At 68.5% G+C, this 16,182-nt stretch carries 13 protein-coding genes; 4 read left to right on the forward strand and 9 right to left on the reverse strand.

What is annotated here, in order from left to right; translation table 11 throughout:
• Window positions 1-104 precede the first annotated feature (104 nt).
• From AC1DGE_RS01700 to AC1DGE_RS01715, 4 genes are read left to right on the forward strand one after another with little or no spacing between them, the layout of a single operon-like run.
• A complete protein-coding gene (locus AC1DGE_RS01700; protein ID WP_476916767.1) occupies window positions 105-1,067 on the forward strand; it encodes a sugar-binding transcriptional regulator in 963 nt (320 codons plus the stop codon).
• Window positions 1,068-1,115: 48 nt separating this feature from the next.
• Window positions 1,116-1,985, forward strand: coding sequence for an aldo/keto reductase (locus tag AC1DGE_RS01705; RefSeq protein ID WP_441417727.1), 870 nt, complete (start codon window positions 1,116-1,118; stop codon window positions 1,983-1,985).
• Between the two features lie 11 nt (window positions 1,986-1,996).
• Complete coding sequence (locus tag AC1DGE_RS01710) at window positions 1,997-2,926, forward strand: alpha/beta fold hydrolase (protein WP_476892480.1); 930 nt, start codon at window positions 1,997-1,999, stop codon at window positions 2,924-2,926.
• A complete protein-coding gene (locus AC1DGE_RS01715; protein ID WP_476916768.1) occupies window positions 2,923-4,008 on the forward strand; it encodes a glycosyltransferase family 4 protein in 1,086 nt (361 codons plus the stop codon). Before AC1DGE_RS01710 ends, AC1DGE_RS01715 begins: the two co-directional genes overlap by 4 nt.
• A gap of 99 nt (window positions 4,009-4,107) precedes the next feature.
• Here the strand turns inward: AC1DGE_RS01715 and AC1DGE_RS01720 are convergent, their stop codons facing one another.
• From AC1DGE_RS01720 to carA, 9 genes are all read right to left on the reverse strand, one after another.
• Window positions 4,108-6,261: a primosomal protein N' gene (locus tag AC1DGE_RS01720; protein ID WP_476916769.1), complete on the reverse strand. Its 2,154-nt coding sequence runs from the start codon at window positions 6,259-6,261 to the stop codon at window positions 4,108-4,110.
• A 192-nt stretch (window positions 6,262-6,453) separates the two neighbouring features.
• On the reverse strand, window positions 6,454-7,689 hold the full coding sequence (gene metK / locus AC1DGE_RS01725; RefSeq protein ID WP_441417723.1) for a methionine adenosyltransferase: 1,236 nt from the start codon (window positions 7,687-7,689) through the stop codon (window positions 6,454-6,456).
• Between the two features lie 79 nt (window positions 7,690-7,768).
• Window positions 7,769-9,049, reverse strand: a complete 1,281-nt coding sequence (locus tag AC1DGE_RS01730) for a bifunctional phosphopantothenoylcysteine decarboxylase/phosphopantothenate synthase (RefSeq protein ID WP_476916770.1) — start codon at window positions 9,047-9,049, stop codon at window positions 7,769-7,771.
• 26 nt (window positions 9,050-9,075) lie between these two features.
• Window positions 9,076-9,339 (reverse strand): DNA-directed RNA polymerase subunit omega, encoded by a 264-nt coding sequence (gene rpoZ, locus AC1DGE_RS01735; protein ID WP_138769242.1) that lies wholly within the window; start codon window positions 9,337-9,339, stop codon window positions 9,076-9,078.
• Window positions 9,340-9,378: 39 nt separating this feature from the next.
• The gene (gene gmk, locus AC1DGE_RS01740) at window positions 9,379-9,951 is read right to left on the reverse strand and encodes a guanylate kinase (protein WP_441417721.1); all 573 of its coding nucleotides are present in this window, start codon (window positions 9,949-9,951) and stop codon (window positions 9,379-9,381) included.
• Window positions 9,952-9,990: 39 nt separating this feature from the next.
• The gene (gene mihF / locus AC1DGE_RS01745; RefSeq protein ID WP_441417720.1) at window positions 9,991-10,308 is read right to left on the reverse strand and encodes an integration host factor, actinobacterial type; all 318 of its coding nucleotides are present in this window, start codon (window positions 10,306-10,308) and stop codon (window positions 9,991-9,993) included.
• Between the two features lie 399 nt (window positions 10,309-10,707).
• The gene (gene pyrF / locus AC1DGE_RS01750; protein ID WP_476916771.1) at window positions 10,708-11,589 is read right to left on the reverse strand and encodes an orotidine-5'-phosphate decarboxylase; all 882 of its coding nucleotides are present in this window, start codon (window positions 11,587-11,589) and stop codon (window positions 10,708-10,710) included.
• Window positions 11,582-14,908, reverse strand: a complete 3,327-nt coding sequence (gene carB, locus AC1DGE_RS01755; protein WP_441417718.1) for a carbamoyl-phosphate synthase large subunit — start codon at window positions 14,906-14,908, stop codon at window positions 11,582-11,584. The genes pyrF and carB overlap by 8 nt, the downstream gene beginning before the upstream one ends.
• Window positions 14,908-16,146: a glutamine-hydrolyzing carbamoyl-phosphate synthase small subunit gene (gene carA, locus AC1DGE_RS01760; protein ID WP_441417717.1), complete on the reverse strand. Its 1,239-nt coding sequence runs from the start codon at window positions 16,144-16,146 to the stop codon at window positions 14,908-14,910. Before carA ends, carB begins: the two co-directional genes overlap by 1 nt.
• Window positions 16,147-16,182: the final 36 nt, after the last annotated feature.

Below are 16,182 nucleotides of genomic sequence, written 5' to 3' on the forward strand. Positions count from 1 at the left end.
GCTCTGCGGCGCGCCCACCGGGCACGTCGCCGTTCAACACTATTCTTTGGACTAATGGAAAATGGAGTCAAGCACTATGCACAAACGTGCAGATTGGAAATGGAATGTCGCCAACCCGCCAGTCCGACGCCCTCCGGGCCGCCCAGTTGTATTACCTCCAGGACCTGACGATGGACGCCATCGCCCGTGAGCTCCGAACGTCCCGCTCGACCGTCTCGCGGMTGCTGTCGGCGGCCCGGGAATCGGGCCTCGTGCAGATCCAGATCCGCAGCCCGTTGGACACCGGACCCGAGCTCGCCAGCATGATCCGCGCCGAATACAAGGTCGATGTGCACGTCGTGCCGGTGGTGGACACGCTCAACGAGGCGGAAACGCTGGACCGCGTGGCGATGCAGGCCGCGCGCACCATCGGCCCGCTCGTGGACTCGAACGCGATCATCGGGGTGGCGTGGGGTTCCACGCTGAGCGCCGTGAGCCGGCACCTGACCCGGAAGATCACCCATGACAGCATCATCGTGCAGCTTAATGGAGCCGGAAACATGCAGACCACGGGCATCACTTACGCCTCGGACATCATGCGGCGCTTCGGCAGCGCTTACGGGGCGCGGGTGGAACAGTTCCCGGTGCCGGCGTTCTTCGACCACGCCGCGACCAAGAAGGCCATGTGGAATGAACGCAGTGTTCAACGCATCCTGCAGCTGCAGTCCCGGATGAGCATCGCCATTTTCGGGGTGGGATCGGTCGACGCCGACTACCCCAGCCACGTGTACGCCGGCGGCTACCTGGACGAGGACGACCTGAGCGTACTGGCGGAGTCCGACGTCGTGGGCGACGTCGCCACTGTTTTCTTCCGCGCGGACGGCTCCTCGGACGGCATTACCCTCAACGAACGCTCCACCGGGCCGGACCTGGCCCAGCTCCGGCAGGTCCGCCGCCGGATCTGTGTGGTCTCCGGCGCGTCCAAGATCAACGGGTTGCGCGGGGCGCTCGCTGCCGGCCTGGCCACGGACCTGATCCTGGATGAGGCCAGCGCCCGGCGGCTGGTCAGCGCCGAGGGCCTGTCCTGAGGGCCGGACACCCGCGGCCGGGTGCCCGGAATGGGTAGAGTCGTTGCTATGAGAATCTCCCCCCGGCTGACCTTGAACAACGGCGTGATGATGGACCGCCTCGGGTTCGGGCTTTACAAGGTGCCCCCCGCGGACGCCGCCGGGCTCGTGACCATGGCGTTGGAGGCCGGTTACCGTCATTTCGACACTGCGGCGATGTACGGGAACGAGACGGGCGTCGGGAAAGCGATCGGCGCCCTGTCCGCCTTCGACGGCTCCGCCGGCGGCTCCGGCGAGCTGCACTCCCCGCTCGCCCGGGAGGACATTTTCGTGACTACCAAGCTCTGGAATGACGACCAGGGCTACGACGCGACCCTGCGTGCCTTCGACACCTCGATCGCCAAGCTGGGCCTCGAATATGTGGACCTCTACCTGATCCACTGGCCGTGCGCCCGGCGCGGGCTCTTCACGGAGAGCTACCGCGCGCTCGAATCGCTCTACCGCGAGGGAAAGGTCCGCGCCATCGGGGTGTCCAACTTCCAGCCCGCACATCTGGAGCGGCTGCTCCAGACCGCCGAAGTGGTGCCCGCGGTCAACCAGATTGAACTGCATCCCTGGCTGCAACAAGCCGAGCTGAGATCCCTGCACGCGTCGCTGGGCATCACCACCGAGGCGTGGAGCCCGCTGGGCCGCGGCCAGGTGATGGAGGACCCGGTGGTGCTGGAGCTCGCCGCGGCACACCGGCGGACCGCGGCCCAGGTCATCCTGCGCTGGCACCTGGAACTGGGTAACGTCGTCATCCCCAAGGCCAGCTCCTACGCCCGGATCCGCGAGAACCACGACATCTTCGGTTTCAGCCTCAGCACCACGGACCTGGACGCCCTGGCCGGCCTGGACCGGGGATTCCGCACCGGTTCGAACCCCGACGACGTCAACTAGGACCCGAACGAATGGAACACGTGGCCACCGAGCCTTCCCCCCTGCCTCCCCTGCTCAGCGCCGAACTGGAAACGCGCAGCAGCGCCTCCGCGGTGGACCTCAACGGTACCCGGGTCGCCTACTGGAGCTACGAACCGGTCCGGGAGACCGCCGACACCCGGACCATCCTTGTGATCCACGGCTTCCGCGGCGATCACCATGGCCTGCTCCGGGTGGTCGACCAGCTCCCCGAAATGCGCCTCATCATGCCGGACCTCCCGGGGTTCGGCGCCTCCGCCGCGTTCCGGACCGGCGGGCACAGCGTTAGCGGCTACGGCCGGTTCATCGCCGACTTCATGGCCGCCCTCGGGCTGGGCAAGGACACGGTGCTGCTGGGCCACTCCTTCGGTTCGATCATCGCCAGCCACTTCGTGGCGGACCATCCCGGCGCGGTCGCCGAACTGATCCTGATCAACCCCATCGCCGCACCCGCTCTGGAGGGGCCCAAAGGGCTCATGACCAAGGCCGCGGTGCTGTACTACGAGGCGGCGGCCCGGCTCCCCCGCGGACTCGGGAACGCGCTGTTGCGCAACCAGCTGATCGTCCGGGTGATGAGCGAGACCATGGCCAAGACCCAGGACAAGGCGCTGCGGAGGTTCGTCCACGCCCAGCACAGCGCGTACTTCTCCGCCTTCGCCGACCGCGACAGCCTGCTCGAAGCCTTCAAGGCCTCGGTCAGCAGCAACGTCGCGGAGGTGGCCCCACGGCTGGCCCTTCCGGTTTTGCTCGTGGCGGGCGAAAGAGACGAAATCGCCACCCTGCCCGACCAGCACAAGCTGCTCCCGCTGCTGCCGAACGCCAGCCTCGAAGTCATTCCCGGCGTCGGGCACCTCATCCACTACGAAACCCCGGAACCCGCCGCGGGCTTCATCCGACGCTTCCTGAAGGAACACGCCGCGTGAAAATCCTTATTGACGCCCGCTTCACCAGGCTCGACCACCACGATGGCATCAGCCGTTACGGCGCCAGCCTCATTGCCGCGACCGCCAAGGTCGCGGACGTCTCCATGCTGATCAGCGATACGCGACAGCTGGCCTTGCTCCCGGACGTCCCCTACACCCTGATCAACAGCCCGCTCTCGCCCGCGGAGCTATTCGTTGCGGCCAAGGTCAACCCACTGGGGGCCGACGTGGTGGTGTGCCCGATGCAGACCATGGGCAGCTGGGGCCGGAAGTACGCCCTGGTCCTGACCCTGCACGACCTGATCTACTACGAGCACCCGGCACCTCCCGGCTTCCTCCCGGCCCCGGTCCGGGTCCTCTGGCGGCTCTATCACAAGGCGTTCTGGCCCCAACGGGTCCTGCTGAACCGGGCCGACGTCGTCGCGACCATCAGCTCCACCACCGAGGCCCTGATGGCGAAGTACCGCCTGACGAAGCGACCGGTCCGGATCGTCGGCAACGCCCCGCAGCCCGGGCTGACTCCTCGGGACCCCGGCGCCGGCGCCGACAAGACGCTGCTTTACATGGGGTCTTTCATGCCTTACAAGAATGTCGAAACCATGGTCAAGGGCATGGCCCAGCTGCCGGAGATAACCTTGCACCTGCTGAGCCGGATCACGCCCGAACGCAGGGCGGAGCTGGAGGCGCTGGCCCCGGCGGGCGCCAACATCGTGTTCCACAACGGCGTCACCGATGCCGAGTACGAGGCGCTGCTGGCCCGCACCACGGCCTTGGTCAGCCTCTCCAAGGCCGAGGGCTACGGCTTGCCGCTCGTGGAAGCGATGTCACACGGCACTCCGGTCATCGCCAGCGACATTCCGATCTTCCGCGAGGTGGGCGGGGACGCGGTCAGCTACGTCGACCCCGACTCCCCGTCCGCGTTTGCCGCCGCGGTCCGCGAGCTCGAGGAGCCCGAGCTCTGGAAGCAGCGCTCCAGCAGTGCGGTGCAGCGCGCGGCCGAGTTCAGCTGGGACGCCTCCGCACAGCGCCTGCTGGCCGCCGCCGAAGAGGCCGTGGCCCTGCGCCGGCGCAAGCGACGCTAACCTCGGCCGTTTCGATGGTTCCGTGCCAATTCGACGCGGGCGGACGTCGAGTGCGCAGGGAACCGTCGAAGCGGCGCCCGTACGCCGGCGCAAGCACCGTTAGAGAACGTCGACGCCGTCGAGCCGCAGCTGCACCGGATCGTCGGTGCGCTTGGCGGCGGCTGCGGCCTTGACCGCACGCATGGCCTTTGTGGCCTCGGTGGCTTCGGCGTACGGGATGAACAGCAGCGTCCGCACGTCCTCCCCACCGCGCCGCTCCATACCGGCAGCCGTTGGCGTGGCTACGAATCCGCCGGCGCCCGGCAGCGGCGCCGGACCGGCCTGCCGGAGCACAATGCCCTTTTTGGCCAGCGCCCGTTCGACGGCCTCGGTGAAGTGCCCGACGGCGGTCCGGCCGCCGGTGACGGACGCGATCCGGACCGCTGGCGGCAGCGACAGCTCCTGCCGCAGGGCGAGCTCGCGTCCGGCGTAGCCGGCGGGGTCCCAACGCAGGAGTGCCCCGACTCCCGCCGTGTCCTCGGCGGTGATGACCACAAGGCCGCCCTCGGACGCGGAACGGACCAGGGCCGCGGCGTTGAACCAGCGCCGCACGGCGTCCTCGCCCGCCCGGAGGTTCTCGCGGCGCAGCAGCGAGTCGCCGTCGAGCAGCAGCGCGGCCGCATACCCGCCCGCCGCGACCGGTTCGGCGCCGACCGTCGCGACCACGAGGGCCTTTGAGTCCGGGACGGTGGCCAGCACGCGGTCGCCGGAGGAAGTGACGACGGGTTTGCCCGGAAACGCCCGGCCCAGTTCCTCGGCCGTCCGAAGTGCCCCGGTGGCGCCCCGCCGGAGCCGGACCCCGTCGCAGTGCACGCAGTGCCAGTCCGGGGCCGCCGCGGAGCACCACCGGCACACCGGCACCGCGGCGCTGCCGCCGGGCCCGGCGATGGCCAGCGGTCCGTTGCAGGCGGTGCAGCGCGCGGCTTCGCGGCAGCGTTCGCAGGCCAGAGACGGCGCGTACCCTGCGCGGGCAACCTGAACGAGGACGGGACCGCGTTCCAGGCCTTCCTTTGCGGCGCGCCATGCGGCGCCCGGCAACCGCGCGATCCGCGCCAGCGGGTCGCGCTCCTGTTCGAAACTGTCCGCGGTGTTCTGGACGCGCGGGACGGTGCGGCGCATCACGGAGCGCCCCGCCTCGATCGGGCGGGCCCAGCCGGATTCCACCAGCCGCTGCGTCTCCGTGCTGCGGGCGTGCCCGGCGAGCAGGCAGGCGGCGCCTTCATGCGCGGCCCGGAGCAGCAGGACTTCACGGGCGTGGGCGTAGGGGGAACGCTGCTCGATGTGCAGGTCGTCGCCGTCGTCCCAGCACACCACCAGGCCCAGGTTCCGCACCGGGGCGTAGGCGGCGGAGYGGGTGCCGACGGCGACCCCTGCGGCGCCGCTGAGGACCCGCAGGAAGCTGCGGTACCGCGGTGTCTGGCCGTCGTCGGCCGTGAGCCGGGCGACGTCGCCGGCCGGCAGTTGTTCCAGCAGGGCCGCCTCCACCCGGTCCAGGTCGCGGTAGTCCGGCACCACGACGACGGCGCCCCGGCCGGAGCGGCGGACGGCGGCAACAGCCTCGGCAACCATCCGGGGCCAGCCGCCCGGACCAAACCCCTGCAGGGCGCTCAGCACGGCACGCGGCGACTCCCCCGCCCCCAGGTGCTGGAGGAATGCCGGGCCGTTGTGATATTCCGCCCAGCCGGACGGAGGGGCAGCAGGCGGCTCTGCCCGGGCGTCGTCGCCGGCGGTGAAGAGTGCCGGGTCGAGCAGGCCTCCCGGTGCGTAGTCTTTTTCCATTTTGGCCATCCGGGGCGGGATGGCGACGCGCAGGACGTCGCTGACAGTTCCGGCGTAGCGCGCCGCCACCCTCCCGGCCAGTTCGGACACGGCGGGGGTGAGCACGGGAACCGGGGACACGACCTTGAATAGCGGCACCAGCGGGTGGCCGGCGTCGGACGCCGCCGTGCGTTCGAGCAGGTATCCGCCAAGCTCCTGGCCGCTGAATTTCACCTTGACCCGCACGCCCGGCCGGGCCGCGGCGTCGAGGTCCGCCGGCACGCTGTAGTCGAACGGGCGGTCCAGGTGCGGGAGGGAGGATTCCAGCAGCACCCGGGCCACCGGCAGTTCCGCGGCAAGGGCGGGCCCGGCGGCTGCCGCGGAGGCCGGTAAGCCGTGCAGCAGCGAGAGCTGAAGCGGTTCCTCCGGCGTGGCGGCGCGGCGATCTGGAGTCATGGTGCCTGCCTCCCTTCGGCGCTGGAATCGGTCAAGTAAAGAGCCTGGAAACTTCGACGATCAGGCTAACGATCAACATTAAAGCTGTAGCCAGGCCGCCGTTCGGCGGCCTGGCTACAGCACATCACAGAGCTGTGACATTGAAGAGCTGTGACATTCAAGAGCTCTGCCATCCAGCGGTTCGGCCGGTTGCTAGGCGTTGAAGAAGGCCTTCAGCTCGTCGACCCGGTCCAGGCGCTCCCAGGTGAAGTCGGGCTCCTCGCGTCCGAAGTGGCCGTGCGCGGCCGTCTTCGCGTAGATCGGACGCTTGAGGTCGAGCGCGTCGATGATGGCGCGGGGGCGGAGGTCGAAAATCTCGGCAATCGCGGCGCTGATCCGGGCGGGATCGACGGTTTCGGTCCCGAAAGTCTCCACGTAGGTGCCCACGGGGCGGGCCTGCCCGATCGCGTAGGCGATCTGGATTTCCGCACGCTTGGCGAGGCCGGCGGCCACCACGTTCTTGGCAACCCAGCGCATCGCGTAAGCAGCGGAGCGGTCCACCTTGGACGGATCCTTGCCGGAGAAGGCGCCGCCGCCGTGCCGGGCCATGCCGCCGTAGGTGTCGACGATGATCTTGCGGCCGGTCAGGCCGGCGTCACCCACCGGACCGCCGATCACGAAGGCGCCGGCCGGGTTGAGGATGTTGCGGGACCGGGAGATGTCCAGGTTGGACAGCGCCATGACCGGGTCGACGACGTGCTCGGCGAGGTCGGCGCGGAGCTGGTCCAGGCTGGCGCCTTCCGCGTGCTGGCTGGAGATCACGACGGTCTCGACCGAGACGGGACGGTCGCCGTCGTAGCCCACCGTGACCTGGGTCTTGCCGTCGGGGCGCAGGTAGCCCAGCTGGCCCGACTTGCGGACCTCGGTGAGCCGTTCGGAAAGCCGGTGCGCGAGCCAGATCGGGACCGGCATGTAGGACGGGGTCTCGTCGCTGGCGTAGCCGAACATGATGCCCTGGTCGCCGGCGCCCTGGAGATCGTAATCGTCTTCCTGGCGGCCTTCGCGTGCCTCGAGGGAGTTGAATACGCCGCCGGCGATGTCGTTGGACTGCTGGCCGATGGAGACCGACACGCCGCAGCGGGCGCCGTCGAAGCCGTTCGCGGAAGAGTCGTAGCCGATCCCGAGGATGGTCTCGCGGACGATCTGCGGGATTTCGACGTAGGCGTCCGTGGTGACTTCACCGGCCACGTGCACGAGGCCCGTGGTGGCCAGGGTCTCGACGGCGACCCGGGACTCCGGGTCCTTGGCCAGTAGGGCGTCGAGGATCGCATCGCTGATCTGGTCACAGATCTTGTCGGGGTGTCCTTCGGTCACCGACTCGGACGTGAAGAGCCGGAGCGAGGCGGGCGTGGACCCATGGAAGTCTGGGATGTGCAGCGGTAAAGTCACTCAACTACCTTACTGGTTGGGAAACGGACGTCCGGCGGCGTGTGTCCCCCTGCTAAGGAGACCTTGATTACGCCAGCGCTTATGCGGGCGGGACAACCCGGCTTAGCTCGGCGCTGATGCGGTCAATGAGGGCAGCCGCGACGTCGGATTTGGAACCCGACGCCTCTTGGGGTTCGGAGCCGGACCGCGAAAGGATGACTACGGCGTTGCTGTCCTGGCCAAAGACCTGGTTCTGGCCCACCTGATTGACCACCAGCAGGTCGCAGGCCTTGCGGCGCAGCTTGGCCTGCGCGTATTCGAGGACGTCCCCGTCGGCGTCGCCGGTTTCGGCAGCGAAACCCACGATCAGCTGGTTGCGGGACGCAGCATCACGGACCTCGACGAGTTCCCGGAGTATGTCCGGGTTGCGGACCAACGAAATCACGGGATCGGCGACGTCGTCGCGCTTCTTGATTTTGGTTCCGGAGACATCCGCCGGGCGGAAGTCCGCCACCGCGGCGGCCATGATGACGACGTCGGAATCGGCGGCGGCGTGCAGGGCCGCCTTGCGCAGTTCCAGTGCGGTCTCAACCTGCACCACCTCGACGCCGTCGGGGGCCGGGACGTCCATGTGGGCTGCCAGCAGCCGAACGCGGGCGCCGGCCTCGCGGGCGGCGACGGCCAGCGCCACGCCCTGTTTGCCGGAGGAACGGTTGCCGAGGAAGCGGACCGGGTCCAGGGGTTCGCGGGTGCCGCCGGCGCTGATGGTGACAGTGAGTCCGGCCAGCGGCCTGGCTGCGGCGGCTGGAAGGGCCGCGTCCGACGTCGACAGGCCGGGGGTGTTGGGCGCGGCCGGAGCGCCGGCCAGGGCCAGCGCGGCAGCGAAGATTGCCTCGGGTTCGGGCAGCCGGCCCGGGCCGGAATCCGCCCCGGTCAGCCGGCCGGTGGCGGGTTCGAGCACGGTGATGCCACGGCTGCGCAGGGTTTCGACGTTGGCCTGGGTAGCCGGGTGCCGCCACATTTCGGTGTGCATGGCCGGGGCCATCAGCACCGGCCCGCCGGCCATCAGCAGCGTGTTGGTTAGCAGGTCGTTGGCCTGGCCGGTGGCGGCGCGGGCCAGCAGGTCCGCCGTGGCCGGTGCCACCACGATCAGCTCAGCCTCGTGGCCGAGCCGGACATGGTTGACGGTGTGCACCTCGTCGAAGACGCTGTTGCTCACCGGGTGCCCGGAAAGGGCCTCCCAGGTGGCCACGCCGACGAACCGGGTGGCGGCCTCGGTGGGAATGACGGTGACGTCATGGCCGGCTTCAGTAAAAAGCCGGAGGAGCGACGCCACCTTGTAGGCGGCAATCCCTCCCCCGACTCCGAGGACTATGCGCACGTGACCTCCGTCAGGCAGCAGAGATATTACTCTGCGGCGGCTTCGATCGGCGTGGAAACGAGCTTGCCTTCGTTGATTTCGCGCAGGGCGATGGAAAGCGACTTTTCGTTCAGCTTGGTGTCGACCAGCGGGCCGACGTACTCGAACAGGCCCTCGTGCAGCTGGGCGTAGTAGGCGTTGATCTGCCGGGCGCGCTTGGCACCGAAAATCACCAGTCCGTACTTCGAATCGGCAGCCTTCAGCAGCTCGTCGATCGGCGGGTTGATGATGCCTTCAAGGTTCGTGGACACGAATTCTCCAAATTCTAACGGGCCAATCCGACCCTGCGGTTAGTGCGGGTGCGGCGTTAGCCCCATGAGTGAAACAAGCTCATCCGCTGCCCGACGTACGTCATCATTGATGACTGTGTGATCGAACTCCGGTTCAGCGGCTAGTTCTACTTTACCGGTTTCCAGCCGTCGCTGCTGTTCCTCGGCGGATTCAGTGCCGCGGCCCACCAGGCGGCGCACCAATTCTTCCCAGCTTGGCGGGGCGAGGAAGACGAATTGCGCGTCCGGGACGGCCTGCTTCACCTGGCGTGCGCCCTGCAGGTCAATCTCCAAAAGCACCGAGCGACCCTCAGCAATCGCCGCGTCTACAGTGCTCTTGAGGGTGCCGTAAGTATTTTGTCCGTGCACCACAGCCCACTCCAGGAGTTCCCCTGCCGCGATGAGGGCATCAAACTCTTCCTTGGACTTGAAGTAGTAATGCACACCATCGATCTCACCGGGCCGCGGCGGGCGGGTGGTTGCCGACACTGAAAGCCAGACCTCGGGATAGTTGTCCCGAATATAGGTGGACACGGTGCCTTTGCCGACAGCCGTCGGACCGGCGAGGACTGTCAGTCCGGGTTTCTTGCTCACGTATTCCTTTGGGCGGTGGTGGAAGCTCGGCGGGCCAAGCTATTTCTCGTCTATAAAATCTACCAGCGCCCGGCGCTGGTGGATTCCCAGGCCACGAACCCGCCGGGAGGCTGCGATGCCGAACCGGTCCATGATCGCCGCGGCCCGTACGCGCCCGATTCCCGGCAGCGCTTCCAGCAGCTCCACGACCCGCATCCGGGCGATCGCTTCGTCCGTCTCCCCCGCGCTGAGCAGTTCCGCGATCGACAGTTCCCCCGACTTCAGCCGCTCCTTCGCGGCCGCCCGGGCCAGCCTGGCCGCGGCGGCCTTGTGCAGGGCGTCGGCACGCTCCTGCGGCGTGAGGGGTCGCAAGCTCACTGAGGTCCTCCCTGCATTGTCAGCCGGGCCCACGCAAACGGCCCACGCAAACGTCCTGGTCAGACGTGACCGTGAGACGGGCCGCAGACAGCGCCCCGGCCGGTACCGCGGACTTGTCCTGAACTTACAGTCTGAAGTCGCCGGAAAGCAATGGATCGCGTCCGGCGCTAAACCTGCGGCCGACGCCATTCGAGCCAGGCGGCGGACGTGGGGCTCCAGCCCGGGCCCAGCACGCCGGAGGTGTGGCTGCGGGGCCTGGCGGACAGGCTGGCGGGACGGCAGCGCCTCCGTTCGCCACAGACGGCCGCAATGCTGTCGCCACAGCGGCCTTCTGTGACCAACCGACGCAGCAAACCCGGGGCCGGCCCCGCGGGCGGTTTTCCGCCGAGCCGGGAAGGCCTAGGCTGCGCGGAGTTCGTCGAGCGTGCGCTGCGCGGCGTCCCGGAGCCCTGCAGGCTGCGGCCCGGCGCCGAGGATGTCCCGGCTTGAGGTGCCAAGCACCTGACCGTAAGCGCTGCCGAAGGTGCTCCGCAGATCGGCGGCCGTGGCCCCCTGCGCGCCCAGCCCCGGCGCCAGGATCGGGCCGCGTACCGCCGCCAGGTCCAGGTCAAGGTCCGCCAGCGCGGAGCCAACGGTCGCGCCCACGACGAGTCCGACGGAGCCCAGTTTCCCGTCGCCCTGCTCAACACCGTACCGCCGGTTCTCCGCGGCGGCGGCCCGGGCAATCCGCCGCGCCACCGAGTCCGCGCCACCGACATGCTGCACGGAGGCGCCCTCCGGGTTGGACGTCAGCGCCAGGACGAAGACGCCGCGCCCGGACTCCGCCGCGAGGTCAAGCGCCGGCCGGAGCGATTCGAAGCCGAGGTAGGGKCTCAACGTCACCGAGTCCGCGGCCAGGGCCGAGCCGTCCCGCAGCCAGGCGTCGGCGTAGGCGGCCATGGTGGAGCCGATGTCGCCGCGCTTGGCGTCGGCGATGCTGAGCACGCCCGCCTCCGCGCACCCTGCCAGGGTTCGTTCCAGCACAGCCATCCCGGCCGAGCCGTGGCGTTCATACAGCGCCACCTGCGGTTTCACCGCGGCAGCGAGCGGGGCCACGGCCTCGAGCACTGTGAGCGAGAAGCGCTCCAGCCCGGCGACGTCGTCGTTCAGGCCCCAGCGCTCCAACAGCGCCGGATGCGGGTCGATGCCCACGCAGAGCGGGCCGCGCTCCGCCATGGCCCGGCCGAGCCGGGAGCCAAAGGACTCCCGGCCGGACGTCTCAGCTGTGGCAGCCTCAGGCATGCGCTTTCGCTTCCTGCGCGACCCGCTCCTGTGAAGCAGCCAGGGCCGCGGCGTGCTCCTGCAGGCTGGTAACGGACCACTCGTAGGTCCGCATCGCCTCAATGGCCTGGACGGCGGCGTTGAACTCGGCCACCGTGGTGATGCACGGGATGCCGATCGAAGTGGCCGCGGCACGGATTTCGTAGCCGTCGCCGCGGGCTTCGCCGCCGGACGGGGTGTTGAAGACCATGTCGATTTCCCCGGCGATGATCAGGTCCGCGATGGTGCCTTCACCCTCGGCGCTGGAGCCCTCGGCGACCTTGCGGACCGTGGTGGCCTGCAGGCCGTTGCGCCGCAGCACGTCGGCGGTGCCGCCGGTGGAGACGATCTCGAAGCCGAGGTCGGAAAGGCGCTTGACGGCCATGATGACGGCGCGCTTGTCCCGGTTGGCGACCGAGACGAAGACCTTGCCCTCGGTGGGCAGCGCGTTGTTGGCCGCGGCCTGGCTCTTGGCGAAGGCCGTGTCGAAGTGCTTGTCGATGCCCATGACCTCGCCGGTGGAGCGCATTTCCGGGCCAAGCAGGGAGTCCACCACCTTGCCCTCAAGGGTGCGGAAGCGGCTGAACGGCAGCACCGCTTCCTTGACCGCCACCGGGGCGTCCAGCGGCAGCGTGGAGCCGTCGCCGGATTCCGGCAGCATTTTGTAGGCAGTGCGGAGCTGGTTGATGGTGACGCCGGTGCCGATCAGTGCTGCCGCCTTGGCCATCTGCACACCCGTCGCCTTGGAGACGAAGGGCACGGTGCGGGAGGCGCGCGGGTTGGCCTCGAGCACGTAGAGCACGTCGGAGGCGAGGGCAAACTGGATGTTGATCAGGCCGCGGACGCCGACGCCCTCGGCGATGGCCCGTGTGGCGGTCCGGACCCGGTCGATCACGTTGTTGCCCAGGGTGATCGGGGGCAGCACGCAGGCGGAGTCGCCGGAGTGGATTCCAGCTTCCTCGATGTGTTCCATGATGCCGCCGAGGTACATGTCCTTCCCGTCGTAGAGGGCGTCGACGTCGATCTCGACGGCGTCCTCGAGGAAGCGGTCAATCAGCACCGGGTGGTCCGGGGTGATTTCGGTGGCGTTGGCGATGTAGCGGGAGAGGTTCGCTTCGTCGTAGACGATCTCCATGCCGCGGCCGCCGAGCACGTAGGACGGGCGGACCAGGACCGGGTAGCCGATCTCGTCGGCGATCTTCTTGGCGTCCTCGAAGGAGACGGCGGTGCCGTTCTTCGGGGAGATCAGCCCGGCCTCATCAAGCACTCGGGAGAAGGCGCCGCGGTGCTCGGCCAGGTCGATGGCCTCCGGGGAGGTGCCGAGGATCGGCACGCCGGCGTCGGCGAGCTGCTGGGCGAGCTTGAGCGGGGTCTGGCCGCCGAGCTGGACGAACACGCCCATCACACCGCCGGTCCGCTCTTCGGCTGCAATGACCTCGAGGACGTCCTCGAGGGTGAGCGGCTCGAAGTAGAGCCGGGTGGAGACGTCGTAGTCGGTGGAGACAGTCTCCGGGTTGCAGTTGACCATCACGGTCTCGTAACCGGCCTTGCGCAGCGCCATCGAGGCATGCACGCAGGAGTAGTCAAACTCGATGCCCTGGCCGATCCGGTTCGGCCCGGAGCCGAGGATGATGATGGACGGCTTGGCGTGCAGCGCCACCTCGTCCTCCTCGTCGTAGGACGAGTAGTGGTACGGCGTGTACGCGGCGAACTCCGCGGCGCAGGTGTCCACGGTCTTGTAGACCGGGCGGATGCCGAGGGCCTGCCGGACGCCGCGGACGACGTCCTCGGAGTTGTGCGTCAGGGCCCCGATCTGCGCGTCGGAGAAGCCGTGCCGCTTGGCGCGCTGCAGCATCTCCTGGGTCAGGGCGGTGGAGTGGCGGATTTCCTGCGAGATCTCGTTCAGCAGCTGGAGCTGGTCCAGGTACCAAGGGTCGATCTTGGTGGCCTCGAACAGCTGTTCCAGGGTGGCGCCGCCGAGCAGCGCGCGCTGGACCTGGTGCAGGCGTTCGGTGCTGGGGCGCTTGGCCTTCTCGATCAGTTCCGGGACTTCCCATTCCGGGACCGGGCTGAAGTCCAGCTGGGAGCCCTTCTGTTCCAGGGACCGCAGCGCCTTCTGCAGCGCCTCGGTGAAGTTCCGGCCCATGGCCATGGCCTCGCCCACCGACTTCATGGTGGTGGTCAGCGTGGAGTCCGCGGCGGGGAACTTCTCGAAGGCGAAGCGCGGGACCTTGACGACAACGTAGTCGAGGGTCGGCTCGAAGGAGGCCGGCGTCTTCTGCGTGATGTCGTTCGGGATCTCGTCCAGGGTGTAGCCGAGCGAGAGCTTGGTGGCGATCTTGGCGATCGCGAAGCCGGTGGCCTTGGAGGCCAGGGCCGAGGAGCGGGAGACGCGGGGGTTCATCTCGATCACCACGACGCGGCCGGTGTCCGGCTCGACGGCGAACTGGATGTTGCAGCCTCCGGTGTCGACGCCGACTTCGCGGATGACGGCGATCGAGATGTCGCGCAGCCGCTGGTACTCACGGTCCGTCAGGGTCAGCGCCGGGGCGACGGTGATGGAGTCGCCGGTGTGCACGCCCACCGGGTCGAAGTTCTCGATGGAGCAGACCACTACGACGTTGTCGTTCTTGTCCCGCATCATCTCGAGTTCGTATTCCTTCCACCCGAGGATGCTCTCTTCGAGCAGCACCTCGGACGTGGGGCTGTACTGCAGGCCCTGGCCGACGATCCGGCGCAGGTCCTGCTCGTTGTAGGCCAGGCCGGAGCCGAGGCCGCCCATCGTGAAGGAGGGCCGGACCACCATCGGGTAGCCCAGGTCCTGGGCCGCGGTGAGGGCCTCGTCCATGCTGTGGATGATGTGGCTGCGCGCGGACTCGGCGCCGCAGCGCTCCACGACGCCCTTGAACTTCTCGCGGTCCTCACCGAGCTCGATCGCGGCGATGTTGGCGCCGATCAGCTCGACGTTGTACTTCTCCAGCACACCGTTCTTGTCCAGGGCGATCGCCGTGTTCAGTGCGGTCTGGCCGCCCAGGGTGGGCAGCAGTGCGTCCGGGCGTTCCTTGGCGATGATCTTCTCGACCACCTCGGGCGTGATCGGCTCGATGTACGTGGCGTCGGCGAACTCCGGGTCGGTCATGATCGTGGCCGGGTTGGAGTTGACGAGGATGACGCGCAGGCCTTCCTCCTTGAGGACGCGCAGTGCCTGGGTGCCGGAGTAGTCGAATTCGGCCGCCTGGCCGATGACGATCGGGCCGGAACCGATGACCAGGACGCTCTTAAGGTCAGTTCTCTTGGGCATTACTTCTTGTCCTCAGTCTTGGAGTCGGTGGCAGTCTTGGTGTCGGCAGTCTTGGTGTCGGCGTTCTTGGTGTCCGCCATCAGCTCGATGAAGCGGTCGAAGAGGTAGGCGGCGTCGTGCGGGCCGGAAGCCGCCTCGGGGTGGTACTGGACCGAGAAGGCGGGAATGTCGAGGCAGTACAGGCCCTCGACGACGTCGTCGTTGAGGCTGACGTGGCTGACCTCGACGCGGCCGAAGCGCTCCTCCGGAGCCTGGGTGGCGCCCTCGAGCGGGGCGTCGACGGCGAAGCCGTGGTTCTGCGAGGTGATTTCGACCTTGCCGGTGCGGCGGTCCATCACGGGCTGGTTGATGCCGCGGTGGCCGTAGCGGAGCTTGTAGGTGCCGAAGCCGAGGGCGCGGCCCAGGATCTGGTTGCCGAAGCAGATGCCGAAGTAGGGCAGCTTGGCGTCCAGCACGGAGCGCAGCAGGTTTACCTGGCTGTCGGCGGTGGCGGGGTCGCCGGGGCCGTTGGACATGAAGACGCCGTCGGGGTTGACGGCTTTGACGTCTTCGAGCGTGGCGGTGGCCGGCAGGACGTGGACCCGGACGCCGCGTTCGGCGAAGCGGATCGGGGTCATGCGCTTGATGCCAAGGTCGATCGCGGCGATGCTGAACCGCGGCTCGCCCTCCCAGCCCCAGTCGGCGGGCTCGACGGTGTACGCCTCGTCGACGCTGACTTCCTCAGCCAGCCGGGAGCCTTCCATCGGCGCGCTGGCCAGCACGGTGTCCACCAGCTCCTTGTCCGTGGCGCCGGCGGCCTCGCCGGAGAAAATCCCGGCGCGCATGGTCTTGTGTTCGCGCAGGTGCCGGGTGATGGCGCGGGTGTCGACGCCCTGGATTCCCACGATGCCCTGGTCGACGAGTTCCTCGTCGAGGCTGCGCTCCGAGCGCCAGTTCGACGCGCGGCGTGCGGCGTCGCGGACGATGTAGCCGGCCACCCAGATGCGGCGGGATTCGGCGTCGTCCTTGTTCACACCGGTGTTGCCGATGTGCGGCGCGGTCTGCACCACCAGCTGGCGGGCGTAGGACGGGTCGGTGATGGTTTCCTGGTAGCCGGTCATGCCGGTCGCGAAGACCGCCTCGCCCAACGCGGTGCCGGTGGCACCGTAGCTGCGGCCGCGGAAGATCCGGCCGTCTTCGAGCACGAGCACGGCGGGCGTGGAGGCTGCTGCAGCGGGTGCAGAGTCGTTTGCTGTCACTGTTTCTTCAATCACTTCTGTTGCTGACACTTCTGT

It is taken from the genome of Arthrobacter sp. 05N425, assembly GCF_056397125.1.